The 14,682-nt window shown below is 64.8% G+C and carries 12 protein-coding genes; 10 read left to right on the top strand and 2 right to left on the bottom strand.

Going from position 1 to position 14,682, the window contains the following annotated elements:
- Nucleotides 1-12: 12 nt before the first annotated feature.
- A complete protein-coding gene (locus EU803_RS04095) occupies nucleotides 13-777 on the bottom strand; it encodes a GntR family transcriptional regulator (RefSeq protein ID WP_129679998.1) in 765 nt (254 codons plus the stop codon).
- 251 nt (nucleotides 778-1,028) lie between these two features.
- Between EU803_RS04095 and EU803_RS04100 the strand changes: the two genes are divergently transcribed.
- The 10 genes from EU803_RS04100 to EU803_RS04145 all read left to right on the top strand — a co-directional run bounded on the left by EU803_RS04100 (nucleotide 1,029) and on the right by EU803_RS04145 (nucleotide 11,136).
- Nucleotides 1,029-1,916 carry a sugar ABC transporter permease gene (locus tag EU803_RS04100; protein ID WP_129680000.1) on the top strand — a complete coding sequence of 296 codons (888 nt, stop codon included), beginning with the start codon at nucleotides 1,029-1,031 and terminating at the stop codon, nucleotides 1,914-1,916.
- Nucleotides 1,917-1,923: 7 nt separating this feature from the next.
- Nucleotides 1,924-2,763, top strand: a complete 840-nt coding sequence (locus EU803_RS04105; protein ID WP_277985697.1) for a carbohydrate ABC transporter permease — start codon at nucleotides 1,924-1,926, stop codon at nucleotides 2,761-2,763.
- 34 nt (nucleotides 2,764-2,797) lie between these two features.
- Nucleotides 2,798-4,009 (top strand): sugar ABC transporter substrate-binding protein, encoded by a 1,212-nt coding sequence (locus EU803_RS04110; RefSeq protein ID WP_129680002.1) that lies wholly within the window; start codon nucleotides 2,798-2,800, stop codon nucleotides 4,007-4,009.
- A 77-nt stretch (nucleotides 4,010-4,086) separates the two neighbouring features.
- Nucleotides 4,087-5,184 carry a sn-glycerol-3-phosphate ABC transporter ATP-binding protein UgpC gene (gene ugpC / locus EU803_RS04115; RefSeq protein ID WP_129680004.1) on the top strand — a complete coding sequence of 366 codons (1,098 nt, stop codon included), beginning with the start codon at nucleotides 4,087-4,089 and terminating at the stop codon, nucleotides 5,182-5,184.
- A gap of 12 nt (nucleotides 5,185-5,196) precedes the next feature.
- Entirely contained in the window at nucleotides 5,197-6,345 is a 1,149-nt protein-coding gene (locus tag EU803_RS04120) for a Gfo/Idh/MocA family oxidoreductase (RefSeq protein WP_129680006.1), read from the top strand.
- Nucleotides 6,342-7,352, top strand: coding sequence for an SIS domain-containing protein (locus EU803_RS04125; RefSeq protein WP_242494268.1), 1,011 nt, complete (start codon nucleotides 6,342-6,344; stop codon nucleotides 7,350-7,352). The genes EU803_RS04120 and EU803_RS04125 overlap by 4 nt, the downstream gene beginning before the upstream one ends.
- Entirely contained in the window at nucleotides 7,349-8,422 is a 1,074-nt protein-coding gene (locus EU803_RS04130; protein ID WP_129680007.1) for an SIS domain-containing protein, read from the top strand. The genes EU803_RS04125 and EU803_RS04130 overlap by 4 nt, the downstream gene beginning before the upstream one ends.
- Nucleotides 8,419-9,342, top strand: a complete 924-nt coding sequence (locus EU803_RS04135; protein WP_242494269.1) for an ROK family protein — start codon at nucleotides 8,419-8,421, stop codon at nucleotides 9,340-9,342. Before EU803_RS04130 ends, EU803_RS04135 begins: the two co-directional genes overlap by 4 nt.
- Nucleotides 9,335-10,447: an N-acetylglucosamine-6-phosphate deacetylase gene (locus EU803_RS04140; protein WP_129680009.1), complete on the top strand. Its 1,113-nt coding sequence runs from the start codon at nucleotides 9,335-9,337 to the stop codon at nucleotides 10,445-10,447. Before EU803_RS04135 ends, EU803_RS04140 begins: the two co-directional genes overlap by 8 nt.
- Nucleotides 10,448-10,449: 2 nt before the next feature.
- Nucleotides 10,450-11,136 carry a copper homeostasis protein CutC gene (locus EU803_RS04145; RefSeq protein ID WP_129680011.1) on the top strand — a complete coding sequence of 229 codons (687 nt, stop codon included), beginning with the start codon at nucleotides 10,450-10,452 and terminating at the stop codon, nucleotides 11,134-11,136.
- 48 nt (nucleotides 11,137-11,184) lie between these two features.
- Here EU803_RS04145 and EU803_RS04150 read toward each other — a convergent pair whose 3' ends face one another.
- Nucleotides 11,185-14,634, bottom strand: a complete 3,450-nt coding sequence (locus EU803_RS04150) for a pyruvate carboxylase (RefSeq protein WP_129680013.1) — start codon at nucleotides 14,632-14,634, stop codon at nucleotides 11,185-11,187.
- Nucleotides 14,635-14,682 lie beyond the last annotated feature (48 nt).

Below are 14,682 nucleotides of genomic sequence, written 5' to 3' on the forward strand. Positions count from 1 at the left end.
AAAAGGTTCGGCCTACCCCCCGTCGGGGCGCAGTTCGGCCACAAAGTCGTAGATGTCCGGGCGGTAGTAGCCGCGGGTGAATTCAATCGGCCGCCCGCTGGACAGAAACGCGGTCCGGTCGATCTGAAGGATCGCGGTGTTGTCGGCCACGCCAAGCAGCTGTGCGTTCTCGCCGGTGATATTGATGGCGGTGACCCGCTGGATCGCGCGGCTGGGGGCAAGGCCCGTGCGCCGCAGGACGGCATAAAGGGATGTCTCGACCGCGTCCGGATCGGGCAGAACGTCGGACGGAAGCGAGGACCGTTCGATTGCCATCGGCGTGCCATCGGCGCTGCGCAGCCGGTCGATGCGGGCGACCTGCTGGCTGGGGGACAGGCCTAGGGCCATCATCTCGTCCGGCGCGGGCGGAAACAGGCCCCGGCTCAGCACGCGGCTGGTAGATACCCGGCCACGGGCCTGCATGTTCTCGGTAAACGAGACGAGACTGGAGAGCGATTGTTCGGTCTTGGCTGCCACGCCCATGACAAAACTGCCCGCGCCGCGCCGCTGTTCCACCAGCCCCGCATCGACAAGTTCCGCGACGGCCTTGCGCACGGTAACCCGGCTGACCTCGGCCATTTCGGCAAGGTCACGCTCGGGCGGAAGTTGGCGCCCTTTTTCCAGCCGCCCATCGGTCACTGCCCGCCCGATGTGGCGCGACAACTGGATGTAGCGGGCCCCTTCGCCGGGGCGATACCAGGCGTCCGGGTGGAACAGGGAGGCGTATGAGCTGGGCACGGCGTGATTCCTTATTGGTATTCTTTTTATAGGACCAAAAGTTCGTTGCCGGCTAGTCGGAATATTCGGATACCAGAATATATCATTGAAAATGCGTGATAAATAATATTGCGCTGCATGTTGGTATTATTTTGGTAGTATAAATTGGTTTTCGTGGTAGCGTTCTGCCCACAACACGATTCGTGCCTGTTGCGGGGCGCGCCAGATATCCGGGGGGAACATTGTCCGATCAAAGCCAAACCACGGCACCGATGCGCCGCGCGCTGCCTGAAGCATGGTTCGCCTGGCTTCTGGTGGCCCCAGCCGTCATCTTCATCGGCGTCATCGTCGCATGGCCGCTTGCCGAAACTGTCCGCCTGTCGTTCACCGACGCGAAGCTGAACAGCGAAAGCTATGTCGGGTTTGAAAACTACGCGGATCTCCTGAGCAGCAGCAAGACCTACGAGACGGTCATCCGCACCTTCTACTGGATGTTCCTGTCGGTGGGGCTGAAACTGGTGCTGGGGCTGATCGGGGCCACGCTGCTGAATGCCGCCGTTCCGGGCCGCGCGCTGTTTCGGGTGTTGGTCATGCCGCCCTGGGTCATTCCGATTGCGATCGGCTGTTTCGGTTGGCTGTGGCTTTATAACGGGCACTTCGGGCTGATTTCCGGGATGCTGCAACGGTTCGGTATCCTCGATGGCCCGTTTGAATTCCTCGCCTACAAGACCTCGGCCTTCTATTCGGCCATCGTGACGGATGTCTGGATCGGCACGCCCATGGTGACGCTGTTCCTTCTGGCCGCGATGCAGGGGGTCAGCCGTGACCTGTACGAGGCGGCCTGGGTCGATGGGGCAGGGCGTTGGTACCGGTTCCGCCGGATCACGATCCCGCAGATCATGCCGGTGCTTGTCTCCATGGCGCTCCTCTCGGCGATCTGGACCTTCAACAGCTTCGAAATCATCTGGATCCTGACCGAGGGCGGCCCGCGTGGCGCAACCACGACGCTGATCGTGGACACCTACAAGACAGCGATCGGCAACTACAAATTCGGCGAAGGCGCAGCCCGCGCGGTGATCATCGTGATCCTGCTGGCCCTCTTCAGCCTCATCTACCTGTTCTTCCTGAACAAGGTGAACCGCAAGTACGGGGTGAAGTAAGATGATGATGGACCGCTACAGCCTTTTGCAGAAGATCGGCATCTACCTTGCCGTCGCGATCTTCCTCGGCTTCATCCTTTTGCCCTTCGTGGAAATGTTCGTGGTGTCCCTGCGCCCGCTTGAACACCTGTTTTCCTCTCCCTATCGGTTCTGGGGCGAGAACTTCAGCTTCGACGCCTATAGCCGGATGTGGGAAACCGTGCCGCTTCTGGGCCGCTATATCTGGAACTCCATCTTCATCTCGGGGATGGTGACCGGGTTGACCCTGATCTTCGTGATCCCCGCGGCCTATGCCTTTGCCCGGCTGGAATTCCCGTTCAAAAACGGCACACTGGGCATCTTTCTGGCCGTCAACATGTTCACCGGCGCTGTGCTGCTGATCCCGCTCTACCGGGTGCTGCGGACGCTGGGCCTGCTGAACACCTATTGGGCGATGATCGTGCCCGGCGTTGCCTTCCTGATCCCGACCGGCATCTGGCTCTTGCGCAGCTATCTGGAAAAGATCCCGCGCGAGCTGGAAGAGGCGGCTTTTGTCGATGGGGCCAGCCGCCTTTACACCCTGCGGCGCGTGGTCCTGCCGCTGGCGGTGCCGGGCCTGATCGTGGTCAGCGTGGCCGTCTTCATCACCGCCTATGCCCAGCAATTCCTCTTTGCGATCACCTTCAATCAGGTGCGCGAACTGCAACCCCTGCCGGCCGGTCTGTATGAATTCATCGGCTATCAGGATGTCACCTGGAACGAGATGATGGCGGCCTCGCTGACCGGCGTCCTGCCCGTCATGCTGATCTTCCTCTTCTTGCAGAAATACCTCGTCGCGGGTCTGACCGCGGGCGCGGTGAAAGAATAACAACCCAAGGTCCAACACAAAGGGAGAGACCGAAATGAAGACCGTAAAAACCCTGTCACTCGGCGCCGTGCTTCTGGCCGGATCGGCCCTGTCGTCTCAGGCGGAAGAGCTGCACTTCATCATGTGCGGCGGCGAAGTCCGCGAGGCCGATCAGGTCGCCGTCGATGCGTTCGAAGCCGCCCACGAGGGCGTTACCGTGAACATCGAAGCGGTTCCGTGGGGCAACTGTCAGGACAAGTCGCTGACGCTGGCCGCCGCGGGCGATCCGCCGTCGATCGCCTATATGGGGTCGCGCACCCTGCGTCAGCTGGCCAACAATGACCTGATCGTTCCGGCCCAGATCCCGGCCGAGTGGGAAGAGGCCTACCAGCCCGGCATCCTGAATACCGTGACCATCGAAGGCACCCGCTGGGGCTATCCGCACGCCTTCTCGACCAAGGCGCTGTATATCAATTGCGATCTGGCCGAAGCGGCGGGCGTCGCCTGTGAAGCACCGGCCACCTGGGACGACATGTATGCGATGGCCGAAGCCATCCACAACAACACGGATGCTGCCGGGATCGGCCTTGCGGGCAAGGATTTCGACAACACCATGCACCAGTTCCTGAACTACCTCTATTCCAACGGTGGGGTGGTGATTGATCCGGCGACCGGCGAAAACAAGCTCGACAGCCAGCAGACCCGCGAAACGCTCGACTTCTACGGCCGCCTTGCCGCCGTGGCGCAGGACGGGCCGACCGCTTGGGAACGTGACCAGCTGAAGGACCTGTTCAATGACGGTCAGATCGGCATGTATGTTCAGGGTCCGTGGGGCCGTGGCCAGCACAACGAAAGCATCAACGCCATCACCGTTCCGGTCCCGCACGGGCCCAGCGGCGACAGCGGCACCATCCTGATCACCGACAGCCTTGTGGTGTTCAAGGGCTCGGGCCACGAAGACCTGGCACAGGAACTGGCGCAGGCGCTGGCCTCGGGCGAGGCGCAGTATGACCTCGACCAAAGCTGGGGTCTGACCCCGATCTTCCAGTATGAAAAGCTGGGCATCGAAAACCCCTACTACGTGGGTGACGATTTCTGGGGTGTCTACACCGCCGGAATCGCCGCCGGGGGCCCCGAGCCGCTGGTCGAGGATTTCAAATCGCTCCAGTCGGTCTTCACCAACATGGTGCAGGGCATCCTTCTGCAGGATGACACCGTCGACAACCTCGTGACCATCGCGGGCGAGGAACTCGACGACGCGCTCTAAGGCGTTTCTCCCTGGTTTGGGCGGCGGTGCGCCGCCGCCCGGATCATCCCAACAGATTCCAACGACAGGACAGTCCCGTGGCGACACTCGATCTTGAAAACATCAGCAAATCCTTCGGTTCGGCCAAGGTCTTGCACGACATCGACCTTGCGATCCGGGACAAGGAATTCGTGGTCTTCGTGGGCCCATCGGGCTGTGGCAAATCCACCCTTCTGCGGATCATCGCCGGGTTGGAAGAGTCGACGGCTGGCAAGATCGTCATCGGCGGTCAGGATGTCAGCGGGGCCCATCCGGTTGACCGGGGGATTTCCATGGTGTTCCAGTCCTACGCGCTTTATCCGCACCTGTCGGTGTTCGAGAACATCGCCTTCCCGCTGCGGGTTCAGAAGATGGGCGCGGACGACCTGAAGGCGCGGGTCCATCGCGCCGCCGATATCCTGCAGCTGACCGACAAGCTGCAGCTGAAACCGGGGCAGTTGTCCGGCGGGCAGCGGCAGCGCGTCGCCATCGGCCGGTCCATCGTGCGCGAACCCAAGGTGTTCCTGTTCGACGAACCCCTGTCCAACCTTGACGCCGCCCTGCGGGGCGACATGCGGGTGGAACTGTCCCAGCTTCACCGCGAGTTGAACGCGACCATGGTCTATGTGACCCACGATCAGGTTGAGGCAATGACGATGGCCGACCGGATCGTGGTGCTGAACGGCGGGCGGGTCGAACAATTCGGCACCCCGATGGAGCTGTACCACCACCCGGCGACCAAATTCGTCGCGGGCTTTATCGGGCAGCCGAACATGAATTTCGTCCCCGGCGTTGTCGCCGGTGTGGACGCGGCGGGTGTGGCCGTTGACCTTGATGCCGGGGGCCGGTTGGTCTTGCCGATCGAGGCGGATGGCGCGGCCAAGGGCGACCGGGTCGAGGTCGGGATGCGCCCGGAAGATATCCGGCTTGGTGAGGGGCTAAGCCTGAATGTGAAGGTCATCGAACGGCTGGGCGGCGTGACCCTTGCCTATGGCGCGCTGGGTGATGACACAAGGTTCTGCGCGGCGCTGGACGGGGTGGCCCCCGCGCGCGAAGGCGAACCGCTGGCGCTGTCCATCGACCCCGCCGCCTGTCACCTGTTTAATTCCGATGGCCGGGTCATGCGCCGCAAGGCCGCCCCCGCCCTCGTCGCCTGAGGGAGAGACGCGATGAAAGTTGCAACCGCCGGGATCGGCCTGCGGGCCGGTCATGTCCTCTCTGTCCTGAAAGAGACCATGCCCGAGGTGGAGTTCGTGGGCTTCTACGACCCGCAGCCGACCCATCTGGAGATGATCGGCGAGGATGTGCCGCGCTTCGACAGCGTCGAGGAGATGCTGGCGACGACCAAGCCCGATCTCTATTTCGTGGGTTCCCCCAACCGCTTCCATCTGGAGCAGATCCGCGCGGGGCTACAGGCGGACGTTCCCCATATCTTCACCGAAAAGCCGGTGGTCGTCTCGATCGCCGAAACGATGGAGCTGGCCCGCCTTCTGCACACGCACGGCGGGGCAAGCCGGCTCATGGTCGGGCTGGTCCTGCGCTATTCCCAGCACATGGTCGATCTGCGTGCGGCCCTTGGGGCCGGGGTTCTGGGGCAGATCGCCTCGCTTGAGGCCAATGAACACATCGGCCCCTACCACGGCGCGTTCTTCATGCGCGACTGGCGGCGCAAGGTCGAACATTCGGGCGGCTTCATGCTGGAAAAATGCTGCCACGATCTGGACCTTTACAACATGATCACCGCCTCGCGACCTGCGCGGGTGGCCAGTTTCGGCGGGCGGCGGTCGTTCCTGCCCGACTACGCCCCCGCTTCGAACGCCGAGGCCGAGATTTTCCACGTCAAGAAATCGGTCTGGGACTCCACCGATGATCCATTCCGGTCGGATGGCGATATCATCGACTTCCAGACAGCGATCCTGTCCTATGAAAGCGGCGCGAGCCTTGCCTTTCACACCAACCTGAACGTGCCGGACGAACACCGCCGGTTCTGCGTGATCGGGGCAAAGGGCATGGCCGAGGGCGATTTCATGCGCGGCTATCTGAAGGTCACGCAACGCGACGGGACCGTCTATGCCGACCATGACTACACCACGGGCGACCGCGCCGGGCAGGGCCACCATTACGGCGCGGATCATATGATGGTCGAAGATATCGCCGCCTTCCTGCGCGGGCAGGCCGATGCGCTGCCCGTGTCCATCGTGGACGCGCTCGAGGCCGGGGTGGCGGCGTTGGCGCTGGACGAGGCGCGGGTCAAAGGGCAGGTCGTGGACCTGACGGACGCCTGGGCCGAGTTCGATCAATACGGGCTTCGGGGATGAGCATGGACACGTCGCAGCCGGGCCGCCATATGGCGGCAGAGATCGAAGAGGCGGCAGGTGTGTTTGCCCGCTCCGCCGCGTTGGACCTTTCCGCGCCAGTCGCGGCGCTGGGTCTGGCGGGGGCGCGGGCGTTCTATACCGTCGCGCGGGGATCGTCGGACGCGGCGGCGAACATCCTGTCCTATGAATTCATGCGCGAACTAGGGGTGCCGGTGACCTCGCTTCCGCCATCGGTCTTTTCGGTGGGGGCTGGGGTCGCCATGGAGGGGACCGCCGGGCTGGTCATCTCGCAATCCGGGGCGAGCGAGGACCTTATCCGCGCCGCGCAGGGGATGCGCGACCGGGGCGCGACCGTCACCGCAATTACCAATGTCGCGGGATCGGGCGTTGAGGGGGCCGCGCAGATCACCGTGCCGATCAATGCCGGGCCGGAACAGGCCGTGCCTGCCACCAAGACCGTGATCGGATCGGTCGGCGCGGGTCTTGCGCTTTTGTCGGCCCTGTCCCCGGCCTATGCCAGCCGTCTTGGCGGGTCGGTTTCCGGGTTCGTTGGCGTTGGCGGCCTGCCGGATGTCGACCACGACCGGCTGCGCGCGGCCCTGTTGCGGGCGCGGCATGTCTATGTCGTCGGGCGCGATACCGGATTTGGCGCGGCGCAGGAACTGGCCCTGAAGATCAAGGAAACCTGCGCCATCCATGCCGAGGCCTATTCAGCTTCGGAAGTGCTGCATGGGCCGCTGCAACTGGCCACCAACCCGCTGACGGTTCTGGTGCTGGATACGGGCGCGCCGGGGACGGCGGAAAGCATCGACAACGCCGTGGCGCGGTTCCGCGCGACCGGGTCGGACGTGCACCGGATCGCCCCGACCGTGGCCGGGCTGACACCCGCGGCGGCCGCCGCCGCGATCCTGCGCCATATTTATCCGGTGATCCTTGATACCGCGCTCGCTTTGGGGCACGACCCGGACGCACCCGTCACCCTGTCGAAGGTAACCGTGACCCGATGACCGAACATGCCCTCAGCCGTTGGGCCACATGGTCCGAAACCCTGTCCCAGCCGGGGATCTGGCGGGACTGGGCGAAAAGCTGCGATTTCGCCGGGCACCGGGACTGGGTCGCGGCACAGGGCGTGGACGAGGTCTGGTTCTGCGGCGCCGGGACCAGTGCCTTCATCGGCGACATCATCGTGGCCGGACTGGAGGGCCAGCGCGGCGGGCCACGCCTGCGGTCGGTTCCGACGACGGATCTGGTGGCCCGGCCACAAGCCTATCTGCGCGACCGCCGCCCCTTGGTGGTCAGCTTTGGCCGGTCCGGCAATTCGTCGGAAAGCCTTGGGACGCTGGACGCGCTGGATGCGCTGGCCCCCAACGCGCCCCGGCTGAACATCACCTGCAACGGCGACAGCGCGCTGGCCAGGCGCGGCGGCGCTGAAACCCGTGTGATCATCTTGCCCGAGGCGACCCACGACAGCGGGTTCGCCATGACCAGCAGCTTTTCGACCATGCTGCTGACCGCGCTTGCGATCTTCGGGGATGGCGCGGGGGCGGGCGGCCTGACCCGCGCCGCTGACAGGTTTGACGCGATCCTACCTGCGGTTCAGGCGGCTGTCGGCCCCGCGCCGGGCCGCGCGGTCTTTCTGGGGACCGGCCCTCTGGCCTTTGCCGCGCGCGAGGCCGCGTTGAAGGTGATGGAACTGTCCGCCGGCGGTATTCCTTGCCTGTGGGACAGCATCCTTGGCTTCCGGCATGGACCGAAATCTTTTGTCACCGACGACACCCGTCTGGTCGCCTTCATCGGGGCGGATACCCCGGGCGCGGCCTATGAGGCCGATCTGGTGGCCGAGTTGCGGGCGCAGTTCCCGCGCGCGACCGTGACGACCATCGGGCCGGGGGGCGATATCGACCTTCCGATGACCGATGGCCCGGTCTGGGCCGCGCCACTGGCGGTATTGTTCGCGCAGGTCGCGGGCGTCGTCTGGGCCGATGCGATGGGGATGAATGTGGACGACCCATTCGCGGGGCAGGGCACGCTGACCCGCGTCGTGTCCGGTGTCACCCTTTACCCGGTGCAACCATGATCGCGGCAGCGGGGATCGACCTTGGCGGCACCAAGTCCGAGGTGCAGCTGTTCGACGCCGACTGGCGCCTGCTGGACAAACGCCGGGATGCAACGCCGGACACCTACGACGCGCTTGTCGCGATGCTGGCCGATCAGGTCCGCTGGGTGGTGGACCGCGCAGGCGGGTCGATCCCGGTGGGGGTTGGGGCGGCCGGGCTTGTCGATCCGGACGGGAATGCCTTTACCGCCAACCTGCCTGCCAAGGGACGCCCCTTGCCTGCCGATATTGCGGCGGCGGCGGACCATCCGATCACCTATGTCAACGATTGCCGGGCGCTGGCCCTGTCCGAGGCCGCCTTTGGCGCCGGGCGTGGCCATTCCACGGTCATGTCCCTGATCCTTGGCACCGGGGTCGGCGGCGGAATTGCCTTTGACGGCCAACTGCGCCCCGGCCCGGTGGGAACCGGGGGGGAGTTCGGGCATACACCCGCGTCGGCCGCCGTGGTGTCGGCCCACGCCCTTCCGATCCATACCTGCGGCTGCGGGCGGATGGGCTGTGTTGAAACCTATATCGCCGGACCGGGGCTGACCCGCATGGCCCGCGATCTGACCGGGCGCGACTGGACGCCCGAGACCCTTGCCGCCGCCCGCGCCAGCGATGCGGGGGCCGCGCGGGTCTGGGACGTGTGGCTGGCGATGACGGGCGATCTTTTGTTGTCCCTTGTCCAGACGGTCGACCCGGACGTGATCGTGCTGGGCGGCGGGCTAAGCCGGGTGCCGAATGTCACCGATGATCTGGACAGGGCATTGCGCCAAAGCCAGATCGCGGGCTTTGGTGCCCCGCCGATCGTGCTGGCAGAGGGCGGCGATGCAAGCGGGGCGCGGGGCGCGGCGCTGGCGGCGATGAATGCAAGTCGGGAAGGACCACGGGATGACTGAACGCTGGATCCTGCCCGACCTTCTGTTCGATGGCGACAGCCTGCGCCGCGACATGGCCCTGCGGATCGCAGACGGCCATGTGGCCGAGCTGACCCGCGCGGGCGGGGCCGGGAACCGGGTGGAACGCGTCCAGGGGATCGTCGCGCCGGGTTACGTGGATTTGCAGGTCAACGGGGGCGGCGGCGTCCTTCTGAATGCAACGCCGACGGTCGAGGCGATGGACCAGATCGCAGCCGCCCATCGGGGGCTTGGGACCGTGGGCATTCTTCCGACCGTGATCACCGACCGGGCCGAGGTTCTGGCGCAGGCGGTCGATGCCGCCATCGCTGCTTCCGGTCGCGAAGGTATTCTGGGCCTGCATATCGAAGGGCCGCATATCTCTGTGGCGCGGCGCGGCACCCATGCGCTTGCCCATGTGCGCCCGTTCGAAGGGGCGACACTGGCCCATGTCCGGCGGCTTCGGGCTGCCGGGGTTCCGGTGATGATCACCGTCGCGCCCGAGGCGGCGACACCTGAGCAGATCGCTGAACTGGCGGAGGCGGGCGCAGTTGTGTCCCTTGGCCATTCCGATGCGGACGCAGAGACCACCCGCGCGGCGCTGGACGCCGGGGCAGGGTGCTTTACCCATTTGTTCAACGCGATGTCGCCGATGCTGAACCGCGCGCCCGGCATGGTCGGGGCCGCCATCAACTCGGACACCTACGCCGGGCTGATCGTCGATGGCATCCATGTGGCGGACGAGATGATCGGGCTGGCGATCCGGGCGCGGCCTGTTGCCGACCGTATGTTCCTAGTCTCGGACGCAATGCCCACTGTTGGCGGGCCGGACTGTTTCGACCTTTACGGCCAGTCGCTGCACCTTGAGGATGGGCGGCTGGTCAACGCCGAGGGCAGCCTTGCCGGGGCGCATCTGACCCAGGCCGAAGGGGTGGCGCGGCTGGTCAATGTTCTGGGTCTGAACCGGCTGGAGGCCCTGCGTATGGCGATCACCGTCCCGGCGCGGCTGATGGGGCTTGAGACCCTCGCAAAGGTCGAGGGCAGGGCCGTCAAAGACCTGTTGATCCTTGATGATGACATGGGTTTCCGGGGCTGGCTTGGGGCCTAGGCATGGCGTGTCCGCTTGAGATTTGCGTCGATGCGCCAGACGATCTTGCCGCCGCCATCGCGGGCGGGGCGGACCGGATCGAGCTGTGCAGCGCGCTGGCGCTGGGCGGGCTGACCCCGACACCGGGGCTGATCCGCGCGGCCCAATCCTGTCCTGTGCCGGTCTATGCCATGATCCGGCCCCGTGGCGGCGACTTCCGGTTTTCGCTGGCCGAGGCGCAGCAGATGGAGGCAGAGATCGCGGCGGTTCGCGCGGCGGGTCTTGCCGGGGTCGTGCTGGGCGCGGCGGATGCGGCGGGCGGTCTTGATTTGCCCCTTTTGCGGCGGCTGATGCAGGTGGCGGCGGGGCTTGGGACGACCCTGCACCGGGTTGTCGATACATTGCCCGACCCGGTCGCGGCTGTGGGTCCGGCAATGGACCTTGGGTTCGAACGTATCCTGACCTCTGGCGGCGCGGACAAGGCGCCGGCTGGGGTGGTCACGCTGTCACGGATGATCGACCGGGCCGGGTCGGGGGTCGAGGTGATGGCGGGCAGCGGCGTGGCTGCCGAAAACGTGCCCGCACTTGCCGCAGCCGGGGTGCGGTCGTTTCACGCCTCCTGTTCTGTCACCGACCCTGACACGGGAACCCGGCGGATCGACGTGGCGGCGCTGCGGGCGCTGCGGGATGCAGTCAACCGGGTCACCTGAACGAAAAACGGGCCCCGAAGGGCCCGTTTTCGTGACTGTCTTTGGGCGCTACTCAAGCTCAACCAGCAGGTCCTTGGCGTCGATCTGGCCACCGGCCTGAACATGCACCGCCTTGATCACGGCGTCCCGTTCGGCGTGGATGCCGGTTTCCATCTTCATCGCCTCGATGGTCAGCAGAAGATCGCCCGCCTTGACCGATTTGCCCACTTGTGCGGCAACGGTCGCCACAACCCCCGGCATCGGCGCGCCGATGTGGTTGGGGTTTCCGGCCTCGGCCTTGGGGCGCTGGACGGTCTTGGCGGCGGCGATCCGGTTCATCACCCGGATGGCGCGCGGCTGGCCATTCAGTTCGAAGAAAACTTTCACCTCGCCGTTTTCATCCATGTCACCCACGGCCTGAAGGCGGATCTCAAGGATCTTGCCGGGGTCGATCTCGGCGCTGATCTCTTCGCCCTGTTCCATCCCGTAAAAGAAGGTGCGGGTGGGCAGGGTGCGGACCGGGCCGTAGATCCGGTGGCGACCCATGTAGTCCAGGAAGACCTTGGGATACATGAGATAGCCGTTCAGGTCTTCGTCATCGACGGGCTTGCCATCCAGTTGCTTGGACAGATCGGCGCGGGTGGCTTCCAGATCGACAGGGGGCAGGTGCTTGCCTGCCCTGTCGGTCAGGGGCTTTTCGCCTTTCAGAACCTTCTTTTGCAGCGCCTCGGGCCAGCCGCCCGGCGGTTGGCCAAGGTTACCACGCAGCATGTCGACGACCGAATCCGGGAAGGCCACATCGGTGTTTGGATCTTCCACCTGCGCCCGGGTCAGCCCCTGGCTGACCATCATCAGGGCCATGTCGCCCACAACCTTGGACGAGGGCGTGACCTTCACGATATCGCCGAACATCTGGTTCACGTCGGCATAGGTCTGGGCGACTTCGTGCCAGCGCTCCTCAAGCCCCATGGACCGGGCCTGCGCCTTGAGGTTGGTGAACTGCCCACCGGGCATTTCGTGCAGGTAGACCTCGGACGCGGGGGCCTGAAGCCCGGATTCAAAGGCTGTGTATTGGCCGCGCACCGCTTCCCAATAGTTGGAAATCTCGCGGATGGCGGCGATGTCCAGCCCGGTGTCCCGGTCTGTCCCGCGCATGACCTCGACCACCGATCCAAGGGTCGGCTGCGAAGTGTTACCGGAGAACGCATCCATCGCCGCATCGACCACGTCAACGCCCGCGTCCGACGCCGCAAGGATCGTTGCGATCTGCGCGCCTGCGGTGTCATGGGTGTGGAAGTGCAGCGGCAGGCCGACCTCCTCTTTCAGGGCAGTGAACAGGGCCTTGGCGGCAGTGGGTTTCATCAGCCCGGCCATGTCCTTGATCCCCAGAACATGGGCGCCTGCGGCCTCCAGTTCCTTCGCCATGCCGATGTAGTATTTCAGGTCATACTTGGACCGGGCCGGGTCAAGCATGTCGCCGGTATAGCAGATCGTGCCCTCGCACAGCTTGCCCGAGGCGACGACCGCATCCATCGCGACGCGCATGTTTTCGACCCAGTTCAGGCTGTCGAAGACGCGGAACACATCCACGCCCGACACCGCCGCCTGACGCACGAATTCCTGCACCACGTTGTCGGGGTAGTTGGTATAGCCAACACCGTTCGACGCCCGCAGAAGCATCTGGGTCATGATGTTGGGCATATTGGCGCGGATGTCGCGCAACCGCTGCCACGGGCATTCCTGCAAGAAGCGGTAGGCCACGTCAAAGGTCGCCCCACCCCAGCATTCAACCGAGAACAGGCCGGACATTTTCGCCGCATAGGCCGGGGCGGCGTTGATCATGTCGATCGACCGCATCCGCGTCGCCAAAAGCGACTGGTGCCCGTCGCGCATGGTGGTGTCGGTGATCAGCAGCTGTTTCTGCTCTTTCATCCAGGCCACCACGGCCTCGGGTCCCTTGCTGTCCAGCAGGGTCCGGGTGCCTGCGGGGGCATCCGCCGCCGCGCCACGCTTGACCGGCGGGCGGGCCGGTTTCGCCTCGGCCGCGGGCTTCGGACGTCCGACGGTTTCGGGGTGCCCGTTCACGGTGATGTCCGCGATATAGGTGAGGATCTTGGTCGCCCGGTCCCGCCGCTTCTTGAAGTTGAACAGGTCCGGCGTCGTGTCGATGAACTTGGTCGTGTATTGGTTCGACAGGAAGGTCGGGTGCTTCAGCAGGTTCTCGACAAAGGCGATGTTGGTGCTGACCCCGCGGATACGGAATTCGCGCAGCGCCCGGTCCATCCGCGCGATGGCCATTTCCGGTGTCGGCGCATGGGCGGTGACCTTGGTCAGAAGGCTGTCGTAATAGCGGGTAATGACCGCGCCGGAATAGGCGGTGCCGCCGTCAAGCCGGATGCCCGGCCCGGTGGCCGACCGATACATCTGGATGCGGCCATAGTCGGGGATGAAGTTGTTGGTCGGGTCTTCGGTCGTCACGCGGGTCTGAAGCGCGTGGCCATTCAGGGCCACATCATACTGGCTGGCCACACCGGTCGCCTCGGTCAGGGATTTCCCTTCGGCGATCAGGATCTGGGCGCGCACGATGTCGATGCCGGTCACTTCTTCGGTGACGGTGTGTTCCACCTGCACGCGGGGGTTCACTTCGATGAAGTAGAATTCGCCCGTGTCCATATCCATCAGGAATTCGACCGTGCCGGCGCATTCATAGTTCACATGCTGGCAGATCTGCTTGCCGAGGTTGCACAGGTTTTCGCGCTGCGCGGCGGACAGGTAGGGGGCAGGGGCGCGTTCCACGACCTTCTGGTTGCGGCGCTGGACCGAGCAATCCCGTTCCCACAGGTGATAGATGTTGCCATGCTTGTCGCCAAGGATCTGCACCTCGACGTGGCGGGCGCGCAGGATCATCTTTTCCAGATAGCCCTCGCCGTTGCCAAAGGCGGCCTCAGCCTCGCGGCGGCCTTCCAGAACCTTGGTTTCCAGCTCCGCTTCGTTTTCGATGGGACGCATGCCACGGCCACCGCCGCCCCAGGACGCCTTGAGCATCAGTGGGTAGCCGATCTCGGCGGCTTCCTTGCGGATCGCGTCCATGTCGTCGCCCAGCACTTCGGTCGCCGGGATGACGGGGACGCCAGCGGCAATCGCGACCTTGCGGGCCGAAGCCTTGTCGCCCAATTCGCGCATGGTCTTGGCCTTGGGGCCGATAAAGGTGATCCCGGCGGCTTCGCAGGCGTCCACGAAATCCGGGTTCTCTGACAGAAGGCCATAGCCGGGGTGGATCGCGTCCGCGCCGGACATCTTGGCGACGCGAATGATTTCGTCGATCGACAGATAGGCAGCAACCGGGCCAAGCCCCTCGCCGATCCGATAGGCTTCATCCGCCTTGAAACGGTGGAGGCCCAGCTTGTCCTCCTCGGCGAAGACCGCGACGGTCTTCTTTCCCATTTCGTTGGCGGCACGCATGATGCGAATGGCGATCTCGCCACGGTTCGCGATGAGGATTTTCTTGAAATCGGGCATGGGGCCTCTCCCGGTTTTGCAATTGCAGCAAGTGTTAGGGGCAAAATC

It is taken from the genome of Loktanella sp. IMCC34160, assembly GCF_004145845.1.
Taxonomy (GTDB): domain Bacteria; phylum Pseudomonadota; class Alphaproteobacteria; order Rhodobacterales; family Rhodobacteraceae; genus SELP01.